Origin of the sequence: uncultured Phocaeicola sp., assembly GCF_948499155.1 — a bacterium.
Lineage (GTDB): Bacteria > Bacteroidota > Bacteroidia > Bacteroidales > Bacteroidaceae > Phocaeicola > Phocaeicola faecalis.
This window is the reverse complement of sequence record NZ_CAOOSE010000011.1, coordinates 1-25,624: the sequence shown is the minus strand read 5'-3', so window position 1 is coordinate 25,624 and position 25,624 is coordinate 1. Positions and strand designations below refer to the sequence as shown.

General features: G+C 48.8%; 21 protein-coding genes. 9 read left to right on the top strand and 12 right to left on the bottom strand.

Features of this window, described 5'->3' with window-relative positions:
* Positions 1-239 precede the first annotated feature (239 nt).
* Together QYT14_RS09825 and QYT14_RS09820 are read right to left on the bottom strand one after the other, a co-directional pair.
* Positions 240-470, bottom strand: a complete 231-nt coding sequence (locus QYT14_RS09825; protein ID WP_237040629.1) for a DUF4248 domain-containing protein — start codon at positions 468-470, stop codon at positions 240-242.
* 281 nt (positions 471-751) lie between these two features.
* Positions 752-1,609, bottom strand: a complete 858-nt coding sequence (locus tag QYT14_RS09820) for an Rpn family recombination-promoting nuclease/putative transposase (protein ID WP_288325315.1) — start codon at positions 1,607-1,609, stop codon at positions 752-754.
* 271 nt (positions 1,610-1,880) lie between these two features.
* Between QYT14_RS09820 and QYT14_RS09815 the strand changes: the two genes are divergently transcribed.
* A complete protein-coding gene (locus QYT14_RS09815) occupies positions 1,881-2,330 on the top strand; it encodes an HU family DNA-binding protein (protein ID WP_237040631.1) in 450 nt (149 codons plus the stop codon).
* A gap of 217 nt (positions 2,331-2,547) precedes the next feature.
* Complete coding sequence (locus tag QYT14_RS09810; protein WP_288325314.1) at positions 2,548-2,994, top strand: N-acetylmuramoyl-L-alanine amidase; 447 nt, start codon at positions 2,548-2,550, stop codon at positions 2,992-2,994.
* Between the two features lie 120 nt (positions 2,995-3,114).
* On the opposite strand, the gene QYT14_RS09805 is transcribed toward QYT14_RS09810, so the two are convergent.
* From QYT14_RS09805 to QYT14_RS09795, 3 genes are read right to left on the bottom strand one after another with little or no spacing between them, the layout of a single operon-like run.
* Positions 3,115-5,502 carry a polysaccharide biosynthesis tyrosine autokinase gene (locus tag QYT14_RS09805; protein WP_288325313.1) on the bottom strand — a complete coding sequence of 796 codons (2,388 nt, stop codon included), beginning with the start codon at positions 5,500-5,502 and terminating at the stop codon, positions 3,115-3,117.
* A 17-nt stretch (positions 5,503-5,519) separates the two neighbouring features.
* Complete coding sequence (locus QYT14_RS09800) at positions 5,520-6,311, bottom strand: polysaccharide biosynthesis/export family protein (RefSeq protein ID WP_288325312.1); 792 nt, start codon at positions 6,309-6,311, stop codon at positions 5,520-5,522.
* 36 nt (positions 6,312-6,347) lie between these two features.
* The gene (locus tag QYT14_RS09795; protein ID WP_288325311.1) at positions 6,348-7,751 is read right to left on the bottom strand and encodes an undecaprenyl-phosphate glucose phosphotransferase; all 1,404 of its coding nucleotides are present in this window, start codon (positions 7,749-7,751) and stop codon (positions 6,348-6,350) included.
* Between the two features lie 393 nt (positions 7,752-8,144).
* Between QYT14_RS09795 and QYT14_RS09790 the strand changes: the two genes are divergently transcribed.
* Complete coding sequence (locus QYT14_RS09790; protein ID WP_237040636.1) at positions 8,145-9,743, top strand: TrkA C-terminal domain-containing protein; 1,599 nt, start codon at positions 8,145-8,147, stop codon at positions 9,741-9,743.
* Positions 9,744-9,762: 19 nt separating this feature from the next.
* Positions 9,763-11,994 carry a DUF5703 domain-containing protein gene (locus QYT14_RS09785; protein ID WP_288325310.1) on the top strand — a complete coding sequence of 744 codons (2,232 nt, stop codon included), beginning with the start codon at positions 9,763-9,765 and terminating at the stop codon, positions 11,992-11,994.
* 19 nt (positions 11,995-12,013) lie between these two features.
* Here QYT14_RS09785 and QYT14_RS09780 read toward each other — a convergent pair whose 3' ends face one another.
* The 4 genes from QYT14_RS09780 to QYT14_RS09765 form a co-directional block, all read right to left on the bottom strand.
* Positions 12,014-13,387, bottom strand: a complete 1,374-nt coding sequence (locus QYT14_RS09780) for an efflux transporter outer membrane subunit (RefSeq protein WP_288325309.1) — start codon at positions 13,385-13,387, stop codon at positions 12,014-12,016.
* Between the two features lie 13 nt (positions 13,388-13,400).
* Positions 13,401-16,499 (bottom strand): multidrug efflux RND transporter permease subunit, encoded by a 3,099-nt coding sequence (locus QYT14_RS09775; protein ID WP_237040639.1) that lies wholly within the window; start codon positions 16,497-16,499, stop codon positions 13,401-13,403.
* Positions 16,500-16,532: 33 nt separating this feature from the next.
* Complete coding sequence (locus QYT14_RS09770; RefSeq protein ID WP_237040640.1) at positions 16,533-17,723, bottom strand: efflux RND transporter periplasmic adaptor subunit; 1,191 nt, start codon at positions 17,721-17,723, stop codon at positions 16,533-16,535.
* A gap of 209 nt (positions 17,724-17,932) precedes the next feature.
* Positions 17,933-18,259 (bottom strand): nitrous oxide-stimulated promoter family protein, encoded by a 327-nt coding sequence (locus tag QYT14_RS09765; protein ID WP_288325308.1) that lies wholly within the window; start codon positions 18,257-18,259, stop codon positions 17,933-17,935.
* A 96-nt stretch (positions 18,260-18,355) separates the two neighbouring features.
* Here QYT14_RS09765 and QYT14_RS09760 point away from each other — a divergent pair, with 96 nt between their 5' ends.
* Complete coding sequence (locus QYT14_RS09760) at positions 18,356-19,726, top strand: MATE family efflux transporter (protein ID WP_237040649.1); 1,371 nt, start codon at positions 18,356-18,358, stop codon at positions 19,724-19,726.
* On the opposite strand, the gene QYT14_RS09755 is transcribed toward QYT14_RS09760, so the two are convergent.
* Positions 19,680-21,344: an RluA family pseudouridine synthase gene (locus QYT14_RS09755; protein WP_288325307.1), complete on the bottom strand. Its 1,665-nt coding sequence runs from the start codon at positions 21,342-21,344 to the stop codon at positions 19,680-19,682. The genes QYT14_RS09760 and QYT14_RS09755 overlap by 47 nt on opposite strands.
* Before the next feature lie 168 nt (positions 21,345-21,512).
* Between QYT14_RS09755 and QYT14_RS09750 the strand changes: the two genes are divergently transcribed.
* The 3 genes from QYT14_RS09750 to QYT14_RS09740 are packed head-to-tail and all read left to right on the top strand — an operon-like array spanning position 21,513 to position 22,755.
* The gene (locus QYT14_RS09750; protein WP_237040643.1) at positions 21,513-21,719 is read left to right on the top strand and encodes a hypothetical protein; all 207 of its coding nucleotides are present in this window, start codon (positions 21,513-21,515) and stop codon (positions 21,717-21,719) included.
* Between the two features lie 6 nt (positions 21,720-21,725).
* Entirely contained in the window at positions 21,726-22,244 is a 519-nt protein-coding gene (locus tag QYT14_RS09745; RefSeq protein WP_237040644.1) for a GDSL-type esterase/lipase family protein, read from the top strand.
* Positions 22,245-22,278: 34 nt separating this feature from the next.
* Positions 22,279-22,755: a hypothetical protein gene (locus QYT14_RS09740; RefSeq protein WP_288325379.1), complete on the top strand. Its 477-nt coding sequence runs from the start codon at positions 22,279-22,281 to the stop codon at positions 22,753-22,755.
* A gap of 3 nt (positions 22,756-22,758) precedes the next feature.
* Here the strand turns inward: QYT14_RS09740 and QYT14_RS09735 are convergent, their stop codons facing one another.
* Positions 22,759-23,070: an MGMT family protein gene (locus tag QYT14_RS09735; RefSeq protein WP_288325306.1), complete on the bottom strand. Its 312-nt coding sequence runs from the start codon at positions 23,068-23,070 to the stop codon at positions 22,759-22,761.
* A 95-nt stretch (positions 23,071-23,165) separates the two neighbouring features.
* Here QYT14_RS09735 and QYT14_RS09730 point away from each other — a divergent pair, with 95 nt between their 5' ends.
* Positions 23,166-23,630 (top strand): MaoC family dehydratase, encoded by a 465-nt coding sequence (locus tag QYT14_RS09730; protein WP_237040646.1) that lies wholly within the window; start codon positions 23,166-23,168, stop codon positions 23,628-23,630.
* A 139-nt stretch (positions 23,631-23,769) separates the two neighbouring features.
* On the opposite strand, the gene QYT14_RS09725 is transcribed toward QYT14_RS09730, so the two are convergent.
* A complete protein-coding gene (locus tag QYT14_RS09725) occupies positions 23,770-24,156 on the bottom strand; it encodes a VOC family protein (RefSeq protein WP_288325305.1) in 387 nt (128 codons plus the stop codon).
* Between the last annotated feature and the right edge of the window lie 1,468 nt (positions 24,157-25,624).

Here is a 25,624-nt window from a genome sequence, read left to right as displayed (position 1 = left end):
TCATTTGTCCCGATAGCATCATTTGTCCCGATAGCATCATTTGTCCCGATAGCATCATTTGTCCCGATAGCATTCACCCTGAAGAATGCATTCATCCTGAAAAAAAGACCTTGATGTTTTCGAAAAACATCAAGGTCTTTTTCCCAAACACAATAGTCTTTTCCTGAAAGCCGGAAGAGTTTTCCGAAAACACTTTAGTGCGTTTTTGCGCTGCATTTCTTTCGCGGCTCTCTTTTCCGCTAAGGTTCTCCCAAGTATTTCACGATGATTTCCACTTCTTGCTTCAGGTAGCAATGGCGGTATTTGTTGTAGCCTGTGGCGTTGAGTTCTTCCGTCAGGCGGGGGATACGCTGTATCCAGCGGTAGAGGTTCTGCAGGGCGGCTCCAGGTTCGCGTCCGGGGCAATAGAGGGATGCCAGTTCTGCCTTGTCATAAGTGCGGATGGCGAATGTTTCTTCTTCTTTCTTCATTATTTTTTTTACTATGGTTACTTATTGTTTTCTGATATAAAGATAGTAATAAAATGTCTGATTATCAAATGATTAGTGAGGTTTGTTTCGACATGTTCCATCCTTTTGGGAAGACGTTGAGAGATGTGTCAAAACTCCCCTTTTATTGAAATCCCCCTCGCTACAACTACCTGTGGCGAGGGTGACTTTTAGTTTATGAGAGTTTCGACACACCCTTCTCCGAATGATGTATGGGTGTTTTTGGGGGGTAAGTCTTTCTCGTGGCAAATGGGGAAAGTCGGTTATAGGGATTCGATTTCTGTAAGGGAAAGGCCGGTGACTTGCATGATTTGTTCAGAGGTCATTCCCAAAGATTTCAGGTTGCGGGCCATTTTCAATTTTTCTTCTCGCCGTCCTTCTTTAAAACCTTCTTCAAAACCTTCTTCACTGCCTTTCTTTGCTGCATAGTCGATGGTAGCCAAATAATCACGGTAAGCGTTCACACTATTTTCATAGCGCACGCGGTCTTCTTCGGAGAGAGAATGGACATCGACAATCTCTTCCAACTTCTCAAATACGGCTTTCTGAGCTTTAAAAGGCATACGATTCAATGTTTCCATGTTATTTAATACAAATATCCAACGTTCAAAATCTGTTTCGCACTCTGTTTCTGTCTTATTAAACAGGGGTAACGCGATAAAGATTTGCCTCAGTTTGTCCGAAAATAATTTTCCGGTCTCGCGGTCGGTCAATATAACATCGGTGCGCAACTTATGGTTCTCGTCCAACAGGAAATTGATGAAGAAGACTCCGTACACCGCTTTTATATCAAACTTCCAACCCTCTCCCTTCACGCCCTGACGGACAATGGCATGAGAAAGGTAATACAGAGCACGTTCCTTGAAATAGACCTGGGAGCGGTTTTGCATCTCCACGATTATCTTCTCGCCCGTGTCTGTGGTGCAGAAGATGTCATAGATGGCAATACGCTCTCCCGGATACTCGGGCAACTGCTCATTGTTCAGAAAGGTAAGGTCGGTTATCACCCGTTCTCCCTCCAATAAATCATTTAAGAACTCGATTAACAACTCCTTGGATACTTCTTGACCGAATATTTTCTTGAAGCCGTAATCGGTGAACGGATTGATAAACTTGCCCATTATGTTTTCTGTGTTTCTACAACGGACAAAGATAATGATTTATATGGAAAAGGCATTCGGTGTGGTCTGTTTTTTTAGAGGTGGAGTCGATGTTTCTCAAATGCTCTCATTGAAAGCAAGTTTTCATGACCATTCGTTACCTTTCTCCACCAGCTCCGACGAAGCCCGACAATGGCTTCTCACACCGTCGTATCTTTGTCATGTAATCACAGAGTAACCGGTACTTGAGATTTCGAAGATATCAGTATAAACCATTAAAAATTAGAAGATTATGTCAAAGTCAGTATCTTATTCAGTTGTACCTCGTAAAAACCCGCAGGAACCCGAAGCGGGAGTCCGTTTCTATGCTCAGGCTCAGGCCAGCGGTGATGTTACAGTCCGCGAGATGTCGGAACGAATTCAGAGAACCTGTACCGTGACGCGTGCTGATGTGGCGGCAGTGCTCACAGCGTTGGAAGATGTCATTGTGGAGGCGCTGAGCGCAGGTGAGATTGTACGTCTGGCGGATTTGGGCACGTTTCAGATTGGTGTGAGCGGCAAGGGGGCCGATTCCGAAGACAAGTATGATGTTTCCATGATTAATAAGGCGCGTATCAATTTCCGTCCCGGACTGGCGTTGAGCGGCATGCTAACGGCGTTGTCGTTCAGCAAGGTGAACAAGCTGCCTAAGAAGGATGATGATAAGCCTAAAGAGGAAGTCTCCGGTGTAAACGAGGGCTAACCTCTGAGGGGGTGTCAAAACTAAAATGGTCTATTGGGGGGTGAGCGAACCTCGCCTCTACTAATAAAATGAGAGCATTATAAACGTTTTGACACATCCCTCGGAAATCGTTTCGGAATAGAGTTTTAATCATTTTAAAAAGGAGGAAATATGAAAAACTTGATTATTAAAATTTTGGAGTGTATTATGCTGCTCCTCAGAGCCAAGAGAAGAAAGAATGAGAGAGATTAACCTGATTGTAGTCCACTGTTCCGCCACACGTGCGGATAGGGACTTTACTGAAAATGACTTGGAGGTGTGCCATCGGCGCCGTGGATTCAATGGGGCGGGCTATCATTTCTATATCCGCAAGAATGGGGATATTAAGAATACGCGCTCCCTAGAGAAGCCGGGGGCGCATGCGCTGGGTTACAATGCGTGCAGCATCGGCATTTGCTATGAAGGCGGACTGGATGCCCGTTATCGTCCTGCAGATACGCGCACCGAATGGCAGAAACACTCCTTGAGGGTGCTGATTCGCACGCTGTTGATGGATTATCCCGGTTGCCGGGTGTGCGGACATCGGGATTTTAGTCCCGACCGCAACGGAGACGGACGCATCAGCCCTGAGGAGTGGGTGAAGGAATGTCCCTGTTTTGAGGTGACAAGTAAATTATATGAGTAAAATATTTGTATAGTTTATGCTTGGATAAACACAAATCCCCTTCCGTTATGTTAAATAATTAACATTGCGGGAAGGGGATTTTATAGTTATCTATTATGTAACTAAATCTTGAAATCTTATTTATTTACTTTTTTCGTCGTATCCATAACCGTATCCGTAGGTTCTTCCATAGCCGTATTTGCCATACGTGCCATATCCGTACTTCTTGGTTTTGATGTCCACATCGTTGATAATGGTGCACAGGTTGGGCAACTTCTTCAGGTCTCTCAGTTCATTGATAAACAGATAGCCTGCTTTGGGCGTATATCCGGCACGGCATACATAAATGCTCATGTCTGCCACACGCGAAATCAGTTGGGTGTCGGTCACCATGCCGATAGGGGCGGTATCGAGTATCACGTAGTCGAATTCCTTTTTCAACCGGTCGATAGCCTGTACCAGCGAGTCGCGTGCCACCAGCTCTGTCGGGTTGGGAGGGATGGCGCCACCGGGCAGGATGTAGAGGTTGGGGGTGACATTGGACTGTTGCAGCAACGACATCAGGTCGGTGTGTTCCGGGTCGGCAAGGTAGCGGGTGATACCGTCTGCCTTGTGCGACATCTGGAAGGCTTTGTTCAGTCCCGGCTTGCGGATATCCAGTCCCACGATGACCACTTTCTTGCCTAGCAGGGCAAAGCTGATGGCGAGGTTGGCAGATACAAACGACTTTCCTTCGCCACTGGTGGTAGAGGTAAGCAGTACCACCTTCTGGTTGCTGCCTAGCATATACTGCACGTTGGTACGGACATTGCGGAAGGTTTCGGCCATCATGTCGTTCTGGTTTTCGTGTACCACGACCGAGCCTTCTTTCGGCATGTTGTCTGATGCGGGAATATCACCGATGATGGGTACGGTAGTCAGTTTCTCTACATCCGAGCGGTCTTCTATCTTGTACTTCAGCAGTTCGATGATATAAATGATGCCCACCGGGATGGCGATTCCCAGAACAAAGGCAATCAGGTAGATGAGCTTGCCTTTGGGAGAGACGGGCAGCAGACCGGCTTGTGCCTCGTCCACAATGCGGGCGTTGTTGGCGGTAGAAGCCAGTGTAATGGCGTTCTCTTCGCGTTTCTGCAACAGCATGAGGTACAGTCCCGCCTTGATTTCCTGTTGGCGCGAGATGCTCACCAACTGGCGTTCTTGGCCCGGTGCGCTGGTAATTCGTCCGGCGTATTTTCCTGCCTGGCGTTCAAGGTCGGCTTTGGTAATCATCAGTCCTTTCTGCACGCTCAGGATGGTGGTCTGCACATTGCTGCGCATGGCGCGGATGCTGGCATCCAGATTCACCACCACAGGGTTGCTTTCCGAAGAGGTGCGGAGGAGGCGCTTGCGCTCCAGCAGCATTTCATTGTAGCGGTTGATGAGCTCGGTCAGCCCGGTATCCGTCAGACCTACGTTGACCGGCAATACTTCGTAGGCATGGTCGGGGTTATTGGCATATTCTGCCAGGAATTGCACCAAGCGGAGCTGTGTGCTGTTCTCGGCACGTTTCTTTTCGTATTCGGAGTTCTCGCTGAGTGCCAGTTGTGCGTCACTCTTCAGGTCGGTCAGTCCGGCATCGCGCTTGAAGGTTTCCAGTTCCTTTTCAGTGGTTCCCAGCTCTCCGTTGATGATTTTGATACGCTCGTCGATGAACTCGGCAGTCTTGCTGGCCACTTCATTCTTGTCGTCGTTGGCATCGCGGTTATAGATTTCTATCAGCTTGTTGATGAAGTCCACTCCGCGTTGGGGGCTGGTGTTCTCCAAAGAGATTTGGGCAATCGTCGTGGTTTTGGAGGTCGGTTCCACCGAAAGGGCATTCGCATATTTGTCTGCTACGATGCGTGGGGCTGCCACGGTGACGGTGATGGTCTGTTCCTTTTCAATGGCTGTCGAATCGCCGGGAGTGAAGCTGAATGTACCGTAGGGGGTGGTGAGCAGGGCAGGGAGCTTTTCAAACTCCTGTGTGAATTCTTGTTCGTCTATTTCTGTGTTGACACTCAGTTTGCTTCCGGGTTTCACTGTCATTTCGATGACTGCTACGCCGCCGGGCAGTTTTTCCGCCTCCTCGGGAGTGAGCCACACTTTTACCGGTGTGTCCTTGTAGAGTTCTATAGGACGGAGGTTCTCACGGGTTCTGTAGTTGATATACAGGTCCAGTTCCTCCACCACTTTCTTCAGTAGGGTGCGTGAGTGCAGCACTTCCACTTCATTGTCGAAGTTGCTGGTGGACGAGTAGAAACCGAGGTCTTCCAAATCGCCCAGTCCGCTGCTGGCACTACTGTTTTTCTTGTTGTCCTTGATAATGACAGAGCCGGTAATGCTATACACCGGTGTGGTGTAGTGCAGATAAATCCATCCTCCTATCAGGCATACCACGATGCTGGCAACAAACCATTTCCAGTGAATGAGGTATTTGAAGAAGAGGGCTTTGTAGTCCACCTGTTCTTCTTGTTCGGTATAAAGGTCGTCGTATAAATTTTCTTTCATAATGAAATCAGGTTGTTTTATCGGGAAATAGTTACAATAAGGCTGGCCAGTGACACGAGGGTACCCACAATGGAGAACCAGATGGTGGTACTGTTACTGATGCCGGCATTCTTGGCTTTGGTCTTGTTGGGGGTGACATAAATCACATCGTTCTGCTGCAGGTAGTAATAGGGAGACAGCACGATGCTTGCGTCGTTCATGTTCAGGGGGATGATTTCACGGTGTCCCTGTGCATTCTCGCGGATGAGTTTCACATTGTCACGCTGTCCGTAGATGGTCATGTCTCCGGCCATGGCAAGCGCTTCAAACAGGTTTACTTTTTCGTTGGTAATGACGAATGTGCCGGGTTTGGTGACTTCTCCCATGACGGAGATTTTATAGTTGGCCATGCGCACGTTGACGATGGGTGCTTCCGTGATATAGGTCTTCAGCTTTTCTCTAATCAGGTTCTCAGCTTCGCTCTTGGTCAGTCCGCCGATGTGCAGGGTACCTAATACGGGGAAGTCGATGTTGCCGTTGTTGTCTACCAGGTATTGCTGCAATACGGGTTGGCTGGTCAGGCTTCTGTTCTGGTTGCTGACGGCAGTAGCTACGGTGAGGTTGAATGGTGCTGCTGTTTCCGGGTCCGTAGTATTGACCGTGATGGTCAGCAAGTCCTTGGGCATGATGCGGGCATCATAAAGGGGAGTGTTCTGGCTGGAAGTGTCCAGAAACTCGGATGCTTGCAAATAAGGGACTTGTTTGTAAGCGGAACAGCCTGCCAATACGAAGGCAAGGAGAACCAGCAAGGCATAATTCATCTTTTTCATTTGTCTATTCGTTTTTTATGTTTTATCTTTGATTAGTTAATAAGCTTGTTTGTCTTTACGGAGTGCATTCGCCACTGTCTTATAAATAATGTAGAGGTCGAGCATGAACGTCCAATGTTCCATATACCAGATGTCCGCTTTCACGCGTCCTTCCATCTGACTCAGTTCGCGGGTCTCTCCGCGGAAGCCGGTCACTTGCGCCCAGCCTGTGATGCCCGGCTTGATAAAGTGGCGCACCATGTATTTATTAATCAGCTGAGAGTATTCTTCCGTATGTTTCAGCATGTGGGGACGAGGACCGACGATGGACATGTCGCCCAGCAACACATTGATGAACTGGGGAAGCTCGTCGATGTTGGTCTTGCGCATAAAGTTGCCGAACTTTGTCTTGCGCGGGTCATTGATGGTGGCCTGCACCTTGTCCGCATCCTTGTTTACCTTCATCGAGCGGAATTTATAGCACCAGAATTCTTTGCCGTTCAGTCCGTTTCTTTTCTGCTTGAAGAAGATGGGACCCGGTGAGGTGGTCTTGATTACTGCACTGACTATCAGGAAAATGACAGGGAAAAGGGTGCAGAGGAACAAGAGTGAGAAAAGGAAGTCGAAGGTGCGTTTTATCATCCTGTTCTCAAAACTGCTGAGGGGCTCTTCGTGCAGCCGCAGGATGGGCACACTGCCTATCAGACCGAAGCTCATGCGGTGGTGAAGGTAGTTGCGCACATTGGGCACACTGTAGAAATGTACCAGATTGTTTTCGCAATAATTGATGACCGGCACAATGCAGCTGCCCATGGAAGAGGGGAGGCTGCAATAGAGCTGCTCCACACGGTGGAGTTTCAGATAGTCGATGGCTTCTTCAGGCTTGCCCAGATAAGGACAGGAGGCCGGGAAATTTTCGTTGGGGACGGAATCGAAATAACCGATTACGCGGTATCCGCTGGTGGGGTCGCTGGTCATCTCGTGATAAAGCTCTGCCATGTTCTCCGTGCTTCCCATATAGACTGCCGTGCGTGAGTTGCCTCCGCGCCTTCTGTATATTTTAATGCTGGAGCGGAAGGCCAGCCGGTAGCAAATGAGGCAGATGGCAAATAACAGATAAAAAATGATAAAAAAAGAATGGGAGTATTCACCGAAATCTGCCAGGGTGAAAGTAGCCATGGACAGTAGTATAAAATAGAACATGTTGCGCAGACTGTGTTGCACCACTTGATCGGCACGTACGCCGCGACGGTGCAGGATGATGCCTCTCGAAATGGTGCAGGCAAAATAGCACAAACTGAAAAGAACCAGAATCTGGGGTAGTGTTCCGTTAAATACTTTTTGTTCTAAATAAGTAGTCCATAAGATATACAGTGAAACAAAAAGGATGTTCAAAATGGCTAAATCCCCTATGATCACTGCCGATTTTAATGCTTTGTTAAATCTTTGAACCTGTATCATGTTTTTACTTTTCCTTAGCCCCTTCCTTCTGTCATGTATTGAAGGCTGTTCGGGGTAGCTACAATTATATGTTAGATAATCTTTATTTTGTCGGAAGTTGTCTCAGATGGCTGTAATTCCCACTTTTGACGTAACCTCTTTTATGCGGGGGCAAAGTTATACATTAATAACCGCATTAACAAATTCTTCTTTGCTTTTTTTATATAAACGTTAATTTTGCGATAATATTTAAAAATATTCTTTACTACTTGGGAAATATAGAAAAAGTCTTGTATTATAAAAAATAAGGCGGCTCTTTATTTCATTACAAATGCAATTTATTCATGGAGAAACGCTTGGAAGGCATCTGTTTTTTTACTTATCTTTGCAATTACAAACTAATCTTATAAAAACATGTTAATTGACCTATTAAAATCCTCTTATTTCTCGCTCTTCCTCATCGTGGCGCTGGGCTTCATGTTGGGAAGAATCAAGATTAAAGGGCTGTCGCTGGATGTGTCGGCCGTTATTTTTATTGCGTTGCTGTTCGGGCATTTCGGCGTTATCATTCCCAAGGAGTTAGGAAACTTCGGTCTGGTGCTTTTCATCTTTACGATTGGTATACAGGCAGGACCGGGATTTTTCGATTCCTTCAGGAGCAAGGGAAAGACACTGATTATCCTGACCGTACTCATCATTCTGTCGGCCAGTCTGACAGCGGTGGGGCTGAAATATGCTTTTGACATAGATACGCCTAGTGTGGTGGGCTTGATAGCGGGAGCGCTGACCAGTACTCCGGGACTTGCGGTGGCTATTGACAGCACCAATTCGCCTTTGGCTTCCATAGCCTACGGTATCGCTTATCCGTTTGGTGTCATCGGTGTGATTTTGTTTGTGAAACTGTTGCCGAAGATTATGCGTGTGGATTTGGATAAGGAGGCACGCAGGCTGGAGGCGGAGCGTCGCGGCAGTTTCCCCGAGTTGGGTACTTGCATTTTCCGTGTGACAAACCGTGCCGTGTTCGGACGGACACTGGCACAGATTAATGCGCGTGCCATGACAGGGGCGGTGGTGTCGCGTGTGAAGCACGAAGAAGAGATTCTGATGCCGAAGGCCGGAACGCTGTTGCAGGAAGGAGACTATGTGCAGGCGGTGGGTAGCGAGGAGGCGTTGCAGCAGTTTGCGGTGCTGGTGGGCGAACGCCAGGAAGGGGAATTGCCACTAGACCATACACAAGAGATAGAGTCATTGTTGCTGACTAAGAAAGATATGATAAACAAGCAGTTGGGAGACTTGAACCTGCAACGCAACTTCGGTTGTACGGTGACTCGTATTCGCCGAAGCGGTATCGACCTTTCTCCGTCGCCCGAACTGGAACTGAAGTTTGGTGACAAACTGATGGTGGTGGGCGAGAAGGAAGGATTGAGAGGCGTGGCACGTTTGTTGGGCAATAATGCCAAACAGTTGTCTGATACGGACTTTTTCCCCATTGCTATGGGTATCGTGCTGGGCGTGTTGTTCGGTAAGCTGAATCTTTCTTTCCCCGGCGGACTTTCTTTCTCTCCGGGACTGACGGGAGGCGTGCTGATGGTGGCATTGGTGCTGAGCGCTGTGGGCAAGACAGGGCCTATCCTGTGGTCTATGTCGGGGCCTGCTAACCAGCTGTTGCGCCAGTTGGGTTTGCTGCTGTTCCTGGCGGAAGTGGGAACATCGGCAGGAAAGAATCTCGTGGCCACATTTGAGGAAAGCGGTATGCTGCTGTTCGGAGTGGGAGCCGCCATTACCCTTGTGCCTATGCTGATAGCCGTTCTGGTGGGGCGGTTGGTATTCAAGATTAGTCTGCTGGACTTGTTGGGTACCATTACGGGCGGTATGACCAGTACCCCGGGACTTGCCGCTGCCGACTCGATGGTGGACAGCAATATTCCGAGTGTGGCATACGCTACAGTCTATCCGATAGCTATGGTGGTGCTGATACTCTTTATCCAGATTATCGCTTCTGCGGTATACTAGGAGATAATAAAAATAAGATATGAAGGTTTTTTTTACGTTATTGTTTGTCTGGCTCCTCAGAAGTACGGCCTTGTGGGGACAACCTGCCGATATGGTATGGAACAGCCAAAGCCGGAATTCATCCGGCTCCATGCCTTGCGGCGGTGGAGATATCGGCATGAATGTGTGGGTAGAGGACGATGATGTCCTCTTCTATCTGTGCCGCAGCGGTTCATTCGACGAAAACAACACGCTGTTGAAACAGGGGCGTTTCCGTATTCGGCTTACCCCCAATCCGTTTACCGGCCGGAGTGATTTCCGCCAGATACTTCACCTGAAAGACGGATATGTTTCCGTTACCACTCCGGTAGGACAGATGCATATCTGGGTGGATGTGTTCCACCCTGTGGTGCACGTGGAGGTGGAAACCAAAGAAGTGACATCCATGCGTGTCAATTATGAAAGCTGGAGGACGACGGACCGGGTGATGAACCGGGAGGAGGGGCGGCAGTGCTCCTATGCGGGAGAATGGCCCGGAACGGCGGTCACCGCACACGACTCCATCCTGGTGGGGGAAGAGAATCTGACTTTTTTCCATCGAAATGCCTCGCATACTGTTGTCGATGCCGCCATAAAGCAGCAAGGCCTGGAAAGCGAGGCTTCTCATTTATACAACCCGCTGAGAGATTTGATATTCGGAGGCCGCATTTCGGGCGACTTGATATTCAGCGGCACACGCCGGGGGCATTACTGCGGGACGGAGTATGAGGCATGGATTTATAAAAGCAGGAAACCCGCTAACAGACAGTCTTTCAGAATCACCCTGCATGCGGCACAGACTGCTGCCGTGGCTGACTGGGAAGCCGGACTGGAGAAGACGGAAAAGGAACTGCATGCGGCAAAGGACAAAGAGGCGAGCCGCCGTTGGTGGAATGAGTTTTGGCAACGCAGTTTCGTGCGGGCGGAAGGAGAAGCGGCCCATGCTGCACGCAACTATGACCTGTATCGCTATATGGCAGCCTGCAATGCGTTCGGACAATGGCCGGCAAAGCCCAACGGAGGACTGTTTACGTTCGACCCTTCGACTACCGGACGCGACTCGCAACTCACCCCCGACTACCGAAAGGGAGGGGCGGGTACGCTGACGGCACACGAGATGGCGATGGCCTATTGGCCGATGCTGAAAAACGGAGATACCGACCTGATGAAAACCTTGTTTGAGTGCTACCATCGCCTGTTGCCGGTGGCGCAACTCCGTTCGCAGGTGTATTGGGGATACTCCGGAGCCTGTTTTAGCGAAGAGATGGAAAATTTCGGCCTGGTGAATCCGGTGGCGTATGGACTGAACCGTCCCGAAGGTTTTGATAAGGGGCGGGAGTATCATCCTTCTTTAGAGTATGAATGGGACGGCGTGTTGCAGACATGCCGCATGATGCTGGATGCCGTGCGCTATGACAGTGTGGACATCAGCCGGTACATTCCGCTGATAGAGGGCTCGCTGAATTTCTTCGACACCTATTATCGCGGCATGGCAGCTCGCCGTGGCTACAGCGATTTGGACGGAAAAGGCAAGTTGGTGTTGTATCCGGCTTCGGCAGGGGCTACCTATAAGATGGCCTACAATCCGTCTTCGACCATTGCCGCACTCCGTTCGGTGCTGGAAGCCTATGGACGCAAGCCCGATATGCTGGCGCGTATTCCTGCCATTCCCATGCGCACAGAGGATGGAAAAGAGATGATTTTTCCGGCTGAAGTGTGGGAGCGGACAGGCGATACCGGCATACCTCAGTTGTTGCCTGTCTTTCCGTGGAGAATATATGGAGTGGGCAGGGAAGGACTGGAGACGGCACGCAATACTTATCTGCATGGCAGGGAGGTGCAGCAGAGCCGTGCGCAGGGCAGAGAGAAGCTGGACAATGTGTGGGCAGCCTGTCTGGGACTGACGGACCAGGCATCCGGGTTGACTTTGGAAAGACTCTCCGACGGCCCTTATCGTTTCCCTGCTTTCCGGCAGACTAATGATGCATGGACGCCCGATTTGAATGAAGGGAACAGCGGTATGATGGGGATGCAGGAGATGCTGTTGCAGGAGGTGAATGGAAAACTTCTGCTTTTCCCGGCATGGCCTCGCGAGTGGGATGTGCACTTCAAACTGCATGCTCCGGGCAAGACAACCGTGGAGGCGGAATGGAAAGGGGGAAAGCTGGTGAATCTGACAGTGATTCCCAAAGAGCGGGAAAAAGACGTGGTCAACTGTCTGGGCGGTAAATAACCGCCCGGATACAGTGACTTTATTGCCATCCTCCTCCCAAGGCTTTATAGAGTCTCACCATGGTGATTTGTTTGTCTCTGACGGCATTGCTCAATCCTATTTGCGCATCAAAATAGCTACGCTGTGCATCAAGCACATCCAAATAACCAATCACTCCGTTGATATACTGCAATTGCGCCAGTTCCATGTTGGTTTTGGAAGAACGTTCCAACTGCAACCGTGATTCATAGATTTCCTTTATCTTGTTGAAATCGACAATCGCATTGCGGGCATCCTTGAAAGCGGTCAGCACAGATTTCTCGTAACTGTAGCACTCTTGTTCGTAGGCGGCCTTTTTAGCCTTTACGATGGCGCGGTTCTTACCCATGGCAAAGATGGGACCGAGCAGGTTGGCACTCAGATAGTGGATGGGCGACTTCAGCAGGTCAGACATTTCCTCGCTCTCTAGTCCGTATTGTGCCGTGAGCGATAATTTCGGAAACATGTTGGTATAGGCGATGCCTACAGCGGCATTGGCAGCAATCAACTTCTGTTCGGCCTGACGCACATCGGGACGACGTTTCAATAAAGTGGACGGCAGGCCGATGGGGAGACTTTCGGGCAATTTCACTTCGTCGGGCATGATGGAACGCTGAATACGTCCGGGATATTCTCCCGCCAGAAAAGCGATGTCGTTTTCCTTGATGGAGATTTTGCGTTCCAGGTCGGGGACCAATGTGGCGGTGCGGGCATATTCCACTTGTGCCTGCTGATAGGAAGTCTCGGAAGTGAGACCACCCTCGAAACGGAGTTTGGCGAGGCGGACACCTTCCTGACGCGCATTCAGGGTCTGCTTGACGATAGCCAGCTCATTATCGAGCGCCACCAGTTCGAAATAAGATTGAGCAACTTCTGCTATCAGGCTCATCTTCAGTGCACGTTGTGCCTCTATGCTTCCCAAAAAGTCGGCCATGCTCTTGTCTTTTGCCCAACGGAGGTTGCCCCATAAGTCCACTTCCCAGCTGACAGTGGCTTTGGCTCCTGTCTCGGGGTCGTTGCTGTATTTGTCGCCTCCGTAGTTGGAAGCCTCTTTCTGAGTGTACACGCTCCCGTTCAGTTGCGGAAAGAGATTGGCAAAGTCAATTCGTTTCATGGCAGCCAGTTCCTTGACGCGGGCTGCGGCTATCTTGATATCTTTGTTGTGCTCCAGTGTCTTGTCAATCAACTTTTGAAGCGTGGTGTCGGTATAGATTTCCCACCACTGCATTTCGGCAATGGTGAGCGTATCCTGTTGGGTAGAGTCTAGTTGCTCCGGCAAATGCAGTTCGGGACGCGTATAGTGTTTCCCTATCTGGCAGGAACTGAATGTGAGCGTTGCAGCAGCTATATATAATAATGTATATTTCAATTTCATAACTCTTCAATTATTAGCGTTTCATTTTTGCTTTCATCTTATAAATCAGGACAAAGAAGAACGGCACCAGCAGGATGCCCACTGTCACGGCGCAAATCATTCCGAAGAAGACGCCTGTACCGATGGCCTGGCGGCTGGCAGAGCCCGGACCGCTGGCGATGACCATGGGCAGCATGCCGAGGATGAATGCCAGTGAGGTCATCAGGATGGGACGGAAACGGAGCTGGGAGGCATGAAGGGCGGCTTGAACCACATCTGCACCGTGATCTACCTGCTCTTTGGCGAACTCCACAATCAGAATGGCATTCTTGGCTGCCAGACCCACCAGCATGACAAGCCCAATCTGGAAATATACATCATTTTCCAATCCGCATCCCAACACACCCAGATAGGCACCCAGCGCTGCCACCGGCAGAGAGAGCAGGACAGCAACCGGGACCATCCAACTTTCGTAAAGGGCGGCAAGGAAGAGGAATACAAACATGAATACCAGTCCCAAGACGATTCCTGTCTGGCCTCCTGCCTGTTTTTCCTGATAGGAAAGTCCGCTCCATTCCACACCGATATTGTCGGGCAGGTGCTCGCGGGCAATCTGTTCCATAATTTCCATCGCCTGACCGGAACTGTAACCGTCGGCGGCTTCACCGCGAATCACGGAGCTGTTGAACATATTGAAGCGCTTGATGCTTCCCGGGCCGGTGGTGTAGGATGTGGTTCCCAGTGACGTCAGCGGAATCATGGCATTGTCGGCACCTCTCACAAAGAACAGGTTGATGTTCTCCTTGTGCTCGCGATAGGGGGCCTCCGCCTGAATATACACACGGTAGATGCGGTTGAACATATTAAAGTCATTGACATATACAGAACCCGTGTAGGCTTTCATGGTGGAGAATACATCCGCCAGAGGTACGCCGGCAAACTTCACTTTGTCACGGTCGACATCGAAGTAGAGTTGGGGAATGTCTGCCTGAAGAGCGGACGAAAGTCCCGACAGCTCTTTGCGTTTCGAGGCGTAGTACATCAATGTATCCGTGGCCTGCACCAAGTTGTCGAAAGTGGCTTCTCCGCGTGCTTCGAGCTGCATCTCGAAACCGCCCGAACTACCCAGACCGGGGATGACGGGAGGTGTGGAGAGATAGACTTTGCACTCGGGATATTCGTTCAGGTCTTTCTTGACCTGTGCCATGACTTCGTCGATGGTCTGTTCTCCGCGTTCTTCCCACGGCTTGAGGATGACGGTAAGCTCACTGCGTGCCTGGCTGCTTCCCACCCGGGGACTGCTGCCGGCTACGCTCTGTACATACTCTACTGCGGGCTGTTGCATCAGATAGTCCACGGCACGTTCCGTCACGATGCGGGTGCGCTCCAGTGTTGCGCCTTCGGGTAATTCCAACTCAATCTTGAAATATCCCTGATCCTCGATGGGGAGGAAGCTGGTGGGGATAAAACGGTGGATGAGCAGGATGGCAATCAGTACCATACCGAATCCGCTGAGCACACGGCGTGGATGCTGCACCAAACGCGAAATGACTTTCACATATTTCCGGTTGCCTACACTTAGCCATTCGTTGATGCGGCGGAACACAATGTTCAGTTTCTTATTCGGGTCTTTGGGCTTCATGATGAGCGAACACATCACGGGGCTCAGTGTGAGGGCGACTACCGTAGACAGCAGTACAGACACGACAATGGTCACGGTGAACTGGCGATAGAGCTGCCCGGTGATTCCTCCGAGGAAGCTGACGGGGACGAATACCGCAGCCAATACCAGCGAAGTGGCGATGATGGCACCTGTCAATCCTTCCATGGCCTTCTTGGTGGCTTCATAGGGAGAGAGATGCTCTTCTTCCATGATGCGTTCCACATTTTCCACCACTACAATGGCGTCGTCTACCACAATACCGATGGCGAGTACAAGTCCCAGCAAAGTAAGGATATTGAGTGAGAAGCCGAATATCAGCATGAAACCGAAAGTACCGATTAATGAGATAGGCACGGCAACCAGCGGGATGACCGTTGCACGCCAGTTCTGCAGAGACAGGAATACGACGGCGATAACCAGTATCAGGGCCTCGAACAAGGTCTTGTATACCTCGTGGATAGACTCTGAAATATAGGTGGTCATATCGAAAGGAATTTCATAGCTCATTCCTTCGGGGAAGTTGTTGCTGATTTCTTCCATGGCCTCTTTTACCTTTTGGGCTACCTCCATGGCATTGGCCCCCGGCAGCATATAGATGGCAAGTACAGCAGCGTTCTCGCCGTTGATGGCACTCTCGGTGTTGTAGGACTGTGCCTCCAGTGAGATACGTGCCACATCGCGTAAGCGGATGATGGAACCATCGGCGTTGGCGCGTACCACGATTTCTTCAAACTGGCTGACAGTGGACAGACGTCCCTGAGTGGTGATGGGGATGGTGACATCCAATCCCTGCACAGGCTGTTGTCCCAATACGCCGGCTGCCGATTCGCGGTTCTGGTCTTTCAATGCGTTTTGAAGGTCGGCCACCGTCAGTCCGAAGTTGGCAAGCTTGTCGGGTTGTACCCATATCTGCATGGCGTAATAACGGCTGCCGATATTGGATACACGGCCTACGCCGGGGATACGGCGAATCAGGTCAAGCACGTTCAGCGTGGCAAAGTTGCTTAGGTAGATTTCATCGAACTTCGGGTCGGTGGAGGTGAGACAGATGGTCATCAGCTGACTGGCTGCCTGTTTTTCTACAGAGATACCGTTTTGCACCACCTCGGCAGGCAGGCGGGATTCCGCCAGTTTCAGTCGGTTTTGTATTTCTACTGCCGCCAAGTCGGGATCGGCCGAGATATCAAAGGTAACGGTGGCGGAGAACCCTCCTGAGTTGGAACTGTTGGACTCCATATAAAGCATGCCCGGAGTACCGTTCAACTCCTGTTCGATGGGAGTAGCAACCGCCTGCGATACGGTCAGGGCACTGGCACCCGGATAAGAGGCGCTGATTTTCACCACCGGCGGGGTGATTTGCGGATATTGGTCGATGGGAAGCATACTGAGTCCGATGATACCCACGATGACAATCAATATAGAGATGACAGCCGAAAATACAGGCCTGTCTATGAAGAAACTTACTTTCATGATGTTTTTTATTTGGAATGTGTAACTTCCCCTTTACAGGGTTTCCTCCGGCTTTTTGCTTTCTACGGCATCACTGACTCTGACCTTCATGCCCGGATTCAACTTGTGGTATCCTTCGGTGACAATCAGTTCTCCGGCGGCAAGACCTCTTTCCACCACTACATTATTCTGGAACTCGGGACCTAGCTCGATGAAACGTCTCTCTACGGTGGAGTCTTTGCGCATGACGTAGATATAGGCTCCGCCTTTTTCGATGATGACAGACTTCAGAGGAACGACATCGGCATGCTCTTTTACGTCAAGCAGGAGTTTTACTTTGGTGAACTGTCCCGGAAGCAGTACACGTTCGGGGTTGGGCATCTCGGCACGAACAGAGAATGTACCGGTTCGGGGGTCTACCTGCGGCTCGGCAAAGTCTACCAGTCCCTTGAAAGGATAGACGGTGTTGTCGGCCAGCGTAACGGTGATATTAGGTTGCCATGAGCGGGTGGAGTCTTTACGGCCGAGCTCTACGTTGCGCTCCTTACTCTTCAGATAGTCGAGGGCGGTCATGCTGAAATCCACAAGTACGGTGTCACTCTTTACGACAGTGGCCAAAAGCGATTTGGCACCCGGACCGACCAGTGTTCCGAGGTCGACATGGCGCTCACTGATGTGGCCTGCCAACGGAGAACGGACAATGGTGTATCCCAACTCCTGTTCGGCTTGGTCGAGGTCGGCCTGACTCATGGCTACAGAGGCTTCGGCCGTTTCGAAAGCAGCGATGGCGTTGTCCAAATCCAACTGGCTGGCAGCATTCTGCTCATACAGTGGGCGGATACGTTCCAAGTCGCGCTTGGCTTTCAGTGCCTGTGCTTCATCTTTCTTTAACTGGGCACGGGCTTTGTCGGCCTTGGCACGGTATTGTTCCTGATTGATAACAAAAAGTACCTGATTCTTGGTGACATAGGTTCCTTCGGCAAAAAGCATCTGTTCGAGGTAACCTTCTACGCGGGCACGCACCTCGACAAACTGCTGGGCACGTATGCGGCCTACATATTCGCCATAGATTTCAACATCTTCACGTGTGACCGGTTCTATGGTTACTACCGGAATTTCCTGTTGGTGCGCCGGCCGACGCGATACTATAAAATAAATACCTAATACTAGTCCAATACCTATGACTGCAATCGCTGTTCTCTTCTTTTTCAGCGTGATTTCTTTGTGTGTAAAAAAATGTTTCATACCTTAATTTGTTAATGTTAAGATGCCACAAACAGAACTACAAGCAGCGTGCCATGTGACTGCCCGGTGCTTTTCTTGTTCATAATCAATGATTTATAGACAATGATATTGAGTGGGAAGGTGTGGAATCCATCCTACAAGTGTAGAAAAAATCCACAACGCCCCTATTTTTCAACTAAAGAAAACCTGATTTTGTTTTTGCGGAATACTTAATTTTTTCTTGCTGTATATAATTCTTCCACCAAGTGGCGGATGGCTGCTATGGGATGATGAAGCATCATTCTGGGCCCTGCATAGCGCATGACTTCCTGCATCCGTTTTCGCATCCCGGGCTTGTAACAGTGGACGGTGCACAGGCGGCAGGTGGATTTTTTCTCTCCGAAAGGACAACGGTCCAGACGCGTGTGGGCATATTCCAGTAAAGCCTGACATTCGGGACACAGCTCTTTGTGTCCTTCCTTACTTTTACAATAGAGGCGAATCATCAGTTCAACTATTTTCTTTTCGCGGGTGATGCGGCTCTTGATATGTGTCATGTAATTGAGATTATCTGTTTAAATGCGGCTGCAAAAATACATATAATTGTGGAATATCATCTATCTTTACGCACGATTTACAATACTTATACTTTTATGGCAACTTCTAAAGAGATGACATCAGGACGGCCGTTCCCTTTGATTTTTAATTTTGCGCTGCCGTTATTATTGGGAAATTTGCTTCAGCAGACTTATTCGCTGGTCGATGCGGCGATTGTCGGACAGTTCTTGGGTATCAATGATTTGGCTGCCGTGGGAGCCAGTACTTCGGTTGTTTTTCTGATTCTTGGCTTTTGTAACGGATGTTGCGGGGGATTCGGCATCCCGGTGGCACAGAAGTTTGGTGCGCGAGACTACAGCACGATGCGGCGGCTGGTGTCGGTCAGTCTGCAACTGGCTGTGGTGATGTCGGTTGTGATAGCGATTGTAACCAGTCTCTTTTGTGCTGATATTCTGAAAGCGATGCGTACCCCCGAAACGATTTTCCAAAATGCGTATTATTATCTGCTTGTGACCTTTATAGGAGTGCCCTGCACATTCTTTTATAACTTATTGTCCAGTATTATCAGGGCATTGGGCGACAGTAAAACGCCATTCTGGTTCCTGCTGTTTTCTACGGTGCTGAATGTGTTGCTGGATTTGTTCTGCATCCTCGTATTGGGTTGGGGAGTGATGGGAGCTGCCATTGCCACGGTTATCTCGCAAGGGGTGTCGGCGGGGTTGTGCTATTTTTATATGATGCGTAAGTTTGAAATACTGAAAGCCACTGCTGCCGAGCGTAAGTTCCAATCGTCATTGGCCCGTACCTTATTATATATTGGTGTGCCGATGGGGTTGCAGTTTTCCATTACCGCTATTGGCAGCATCATGCTTCAAAGCGCCAACAATGCATTGGGTACGGCTTGTGTGGCAGCATTCACGGCGGCCATGCGCATCAAGATGTTCTGTATGTGCCCATTGGAAAGTCTGGGCATCGCAATGGCAACGTATAGCGGGCAGAACTATGGGGCGGGCAAACCCGAACGAATCTGGGCGGGTATCAAGGCAAGCGGATGGATGATGCTGATTTACTGCGCTTTTATGTTCGTGGTACTCTTGTTGGGAGCAAAGACCTTCGCCTTGCTGTTTGTAGAGGCATCCGAGCTGGAGATTCTGAAAGATACCGAACTGTTCCTGCATATATCGGTGACCTTCTTTCCGGTATTGGGACTGCTTTGCATTCTGCGCTATACCATTCAGGGAGCCGGATACACCAATCTGGCAATGCTTTCGGGAGTATCGGAAATGATTGCCCGCACGCTGGTCAGTCTGTTTGCTGTGCCGGCATGGGGATATCTTGCCGTTTGCTTCGGCGACCCCACCGCATGGATTTTTGCCGACTTGTTTCTGATTCCGGCCTTTATCTATGTATATAGAAGAATCAGACGGATAGTCCCACCTTCGGCTGGGGTGGCCACTGCTGCGTAAAGTCGGCTTTTACCTCGATAGTTACTTTTTCCTTGCTGACAGGGTGGATAAACTCCAGTGACTCAGCATGCAGGTAGAGCCTGTCGGCCTTGCTACCATAGAGTTCGTCTCCCCTGATGGGGCATCGGAGTCCGAGGGGATGGGCCGAATGAACCCGCAGTTGATGAGTGCGTCCGGTGAGAGGATAAAAGGCGACAAGCGTTTGTGATTCCGTTCGGGCAATCACCCGGTAACGTGTGACAGCAGGTTTCCCATGTTCTTTGTCCACCATCTGGCGGGGACGGTCTAAAGGATTTAAACACAAAGGGAGGTCAATCGTTCCTTCCTCATCGGGCACTATACCTTCCAGAAGAGCGGCATAGCGTTTCTTGATGCTGCGGTTGCTGAACTGGGCTTGCAGGTTTTGATGCACCTCTTTCGTTTTGGCAATAAGCAGAAGGCCGGAGGTGGCCATGTCCAGACGATGGACTACCAGCGGGCCGGTGGCATCCGGGTAGAGACTGTGTATGCGGCTGTAGACGGAATCAAGCTCTCCTTTTCCGGGTACGGATAACATACCCGCCGGCTTGTTGACTACTAAAAGACTATTGTCTTCATAGACTATATCAAGCGCTGTTGTCCGGTGATTGTTTTCCAACAATGGATTTGCTTCTACTTCCAGCCCTTGGAGCATGTGTCCCAAGATGGGTTCGCATTTCCCTTTGCAAGCCGGATAATAGTGGCCGTGATGCCGTATCTCTGCTTTGGGGGAAGCACCCCACCAGAACTCCGCCATTGCCACAGGATGGTAATGGTGGGAGTAGGCGTATTGCAATAGTTTGGGGGCGGCACATTCGCCGGCACCGGCAGGAGGAATCTTATGGACGGTGTGGGCAAAGATGCTACACAAGTCTTTCACTTCTCCCCGGGCATTCAACAGGCGGAATTGCTCAAACAGCTGCTGTTGCAAAGCGGCGGAACGGCTTTTACGTTCATTTTTTAATGCTTCTATCCGGGAGGTATAAGTGTCCTTCTCCTTTTGTAAAGAGGACAGGTGCTCTTTCAGGGTACGTTCCAGACGTTTTAGTTCGGCCTTTTGAAACTGGCTTTCGCGAATCATGGTGGCCTGTTCGGACTCGCTCAGCCGCTCTGTCTGACGGCGGTGGTCGCGCAGTTCCTTGGCAGCCTTCAGTTCGGCTTTGGCCTGTGAAAGAGCCCGGTTGCATCGTGCCGTTTCTTCTTCCAATGCTTGCCGGCATTCCCGATACGAGGTATCCTCTTCCAACTCACGTATGCGGCGGTTGATGGTGGAGATGTGCTCTTCCTCTCTCTTAAAGAATCCGTCCGGTTGGAGTAAATCGTAAATGGGAGGGACAAAATAAGGGTGGATATTCTTTCCGGCCAGAATGCCCGAGAAAGCAGCCAGATAACCGATTTCTCCCTCTTGGGTTTGTACGACCAGTACGCCGAACATTTTGCCTTGTTGCAATTCGTCCTGCCATTGCGTCTGATGCTGCAAGTAGGTCTGCACTTCATCAGCAGCCATCACACAGAGAGGGTGAGGGGTATAGTGGAAAGGATATGTAAACTTTGCCGGCAATGCAATGCGGGCAATGGAGCGGGTGAAATGATGCAGCATATCTGTATGTCGTTATTTTCTGTTTTGGGTGCAAAGATGAGTATTTGTCCCGAGATAACAAAAATTAAAATGGAATAATCAATATGCATCCCTTCTTTGTTTATTTTTGTATTACCAGCTTGAATGGGTAATGGAATAATCCATAAAAATTAAATGAAGATGAATGGAATGAGAAAATTATTGTGTCCGCAGTGCAAGATATCCGGCATGTATGTAAAGAATGCCGCAGGCGAGAGATTGCTGGTTTATGTATCTGATAAAGGGGAGGTGATTCCCAAGTATGAAGATGTATCGACAGAGGGGTTTGACATGGATGAGGTGTTTTGTCTGGGATGCTCTTGGAGTGGTGCTCCGCGCAGACTGGTAAAAAGATAGTGGGGTATGGAGACGAAGATTGCGTTTATCGGGAATAGCCACATGGCTTATTGGCCACTCGAGATGTATTTCCCTAAATGGGAATGCTTGAACTACGGTCGGCCGGGGGAAGGGCTTGAGTATGTGGAGTCTTTTGATAAAGATGTGTCGGACTGTTATGCAGTGATACAGTTCGGCACAAATGACCTTTACCGGCTTAATAATGAGAATATGGATGCCTATGTGGAGCGTTATGTGAAGGCTGTGAGGAATATCGCCTCCAGAAAGACCTTGCTGTTCTGCATCTTTCCACGGAACGACTACGATGACAGTACGGCTGTGAACCGGTTCATCTCCACTTTGAACTATAAGATAAAGTGTAAAATAGAAAGAACGGATATCGTGTATCTGGATGTATTCGGACAACTGTTGTCGGATGGACGGCTAAACCCTGATATGACGGTAGATGATGTGCATCTGACCGGAGCGGGATATCGGGTACTGGCACATGCGGTACGAACATTTATGGCACAGGAATTGTTATAATATATGTAATAGAAAGAGTAAAGTAGAGAGTATGATGATGAATATATTGATAGTCAGTAATAATGATGCTTGCCGTAGCAGGATGGCTATGGAAATATTGACTTCTTTCGGAAGAGGTATGAAAGTTTTTACGGCAGGAGTGTTGCCGGGAAACGGTATTCCTGATGCCGTTTTCAGTGTGATGGAACAAAATGGGTATCATTTGTCCCATAAAAAACCTGTGGATGTGGAACTGTATTGCCACCAGCCTTGGGATTATGTGGTAACGCTTTGTCGGGAAGCGGAAGAAAGCAGAAAAGATTTCGATAATGTGGTGAGAAACTGGAAGCATTTTTCGTTTAATGATTCTTTTCAAACCTATTGCAATGACGAGGGCCAGGTGGAACTGCTGGTAGCCGAAGTATATGATTTAATGCACAGACAACTGTATGAGTTCTATCGGGATGAACTGAGTGAGCAACTCTTGCCAAGATGCCGGTGTGGGGCCAATACTTATTGCCGTTGTGAATAAGGGCTATTCATACTCTTCCGGTTGCCATTGATAAAGTTTCATATTTACATAACCGTTGGCTTTGACAGTTACTCCCTCTTTCTCTAACAGCTCTTTTTGTTCCTGCCATCCTGGGACCAGTCTCCCTTGACTGTTGACGACGCGGTGGCAGGGGAGATGCCGTTCTTCGGGAGCATGGAACAGGGCCCGGCCTACCATGCGTGCATATTGAGGCTGTCCTGCCAAATAAGCGATTTGCCCGTAAGTCGTGACGTAACCGACAGGAATCTCCTTGACGATACTGTATATTACCTCGTAAAATTGAATTCTATCCACTTTATCTTATTTTTAATGAAGAATAAAAACAAAGGTAGCACTATTTTTACTATTTTTGTCCTTAGTTAAAGGACTAATCTTATAAATAAAGAATAATGGATAAAGTAATAATCAACTCGTATGAAGATTTTGAGAAATTAGTAGGGCAGGAAATAGGTGTTTCCGACTATGTGGAAGTTTCTCAGGAACGTATTAATCTTTTTGCCGATGCAACATTGGATCATCAGTGGATTCACGTGGATACAGAACGTGCAAAGGTGGAAAGTCCTTATCAGAGCACGATTGTGCACGGTTATCTTACGCTTTCTTTGCTTCCGCACATGTGGAATCAGATTATAGAAGTGAATAACTTGAAGATGATGATTAACTATGGAATGGATAAGATGAAGTTCGGTCAGGCTGTCTTGTCGGGACAAAGTATACGCATGAGAGCCAGTCTCCATTCTTTGCAGAATCTGCGTGGTGTGGCAAAAGCTGAAATTAAATTTACCATCGAGATTAAAGACCAGCCTAAAAAGGCATTGGAAGGTATTGCAATCTTTTTGTATTATTTTAATTAGTCATGATTTCCAGGCACAGATTTACACGGATGCATTGAGCTTTTTTCTGTGTAGTCTGTGTCTGAATGCTGTTTATTGGGTCTGTTGATTCTATTTTAATGCATTTTCCCTTCTGAAATCTTTTTGAATAATCTTCTTACTATTTGTAAACACATTCTATCCGGTTTCCGTCTGGGTCCAGTATCACACTTTCAAAATATCCGTCGCCCGATGTCCGCGGTTCGCCTGCGACAGTATATCCTTCGGCACGAAGTAATTCCGTGGTTTGAAGTACTTCTTCTTTGCTATTGAAGGAAAAGGCGAAATGAGTCAGTCCCAGTCTGTTTTCCTCTATGGGAGTATGCTGGATATCCATGCGGCTCATCAGCTCCAAAGTAGCGCCTCCGTCAAAAGAAATAAAATAGGACTCGAATCCTTTTTGAGGGTTAATATACTTTTCATTGCTTTTCCCCTTAAAATAAGTGGTATAGAATGTTTTCAGTTCTTCTAGTCTGAAAGTCCAAATGGCAAGATGATGTATGGTCATAATTTGAAATAGTTGGATGATTCGTTTTATGGTTGCAAAGGTAATATAAATCTTATAATAAGTTATCGTGTAGTGTCTGTTTTTGATTTATTCATTCTGTAAAACAGGGTTGAATGTGTAGTCTTATGCGTACGTCCGTGTAGGCTCATGCGTACGTCCGTGCAGGCTTATGCCATCGTATGTGTAGACCGATGCGTACATGCACATTAAAAAAGAACAGGCATTCCACACAGAGTGCTGCAAAAAGACCTTGATGTTTTCGAAAAAGTTCGGTGTGTTTTTTTTAAAGCTCGGTGTGTTTTCGAAAGAGCTCGGTGTGTTTTCGAAAAAGCTCGGTGTGTTTTTAAAGAGCTCGGTGTGTTTTCGAAAGAGCTCGGTGTGTTTTCGAAAAAGCTCGGTGTGTTTTTAAAGAGCTCGGTGTGTTTTCAAAAAAGCTCGGTGTGTTTTTTAAAGCGCCCGGTGTGTTTTTTAAAGAGCTCTTTATGTTTTCAAAAAACCTCAGCACCTTTTAAGAAAGCTGGGTATGTTTTTTATGCAGTGGCGGGTGGGATTATCCCCTCATTAAGCCGGTCTTCCTTCTTCTCCCTTCATCCTTACATTTTAATCAAATTACACTGTCTATCAGACGGTTAAGAATGACAACACATCCCCTCATCCTCCTTTCGGCCGTGCTTTTCACGTCCCTTCACAATCTGCCTTCAGTAATTCCCATAGTGTTACACATCTTTTGAGCCTACCGTTTTCCGTAGGGGCAGACCCGTGTGTCTGCCCCGGAACAGTTCACTTTAAGCTATCGGGAGTGTGTCTAAACTGAACCGGGCTATCCCATCGTCAGCTGTAGGGGCAGGGTTTGCCTGCCCGAAGACACAAAGCAAACTGTTTTCGGGCGAGCGAACCTCGCCCCTACGAACGAAACGACAGCATTATCCACGTTTTGACGCACTTAGCGTAAATGAAATCGTTATCGAAAAAGTTCAAAGGCATTGTATTCCTTTTTTTACGAATGAAAGGAGGCTGAAGGGGCGGTGAGGGGATGCCCCTTCACTACCGGAACCCCCACCGGCAGGGCGTTTCAACGACTAATGAAAGGAGGAAGGAAGAGACCGGTTTTCCGTTTGTAAGGTGAAAAAACACAGCCGGCTTTAGTGGGTTCAGCCATCGTATGACAAGCCATTGATGGGAAAGTCCGGGAACCGGGATTGCACCCTGTACCTGCCGTGGATTCGGTTCGAATATTGGCCCGGTTCGAGCTGCCATATAACAACGCCGTCCCCGGAAATGATAAACAATGAAATCAAGACGATGGAAAGGCAGGCTACGGGTTATAGAGACCAAAAGTTCTTTGAACTCCAGATACCGGCGATGTCCGGCAAAAGCTACGCAATTGTCGTCTGAACCTTATTTTCCCCTCCCCCTTCATGCGCGTACATGCGCGCCCGCAATATAGTAATGTGTCTTCATATTCTCC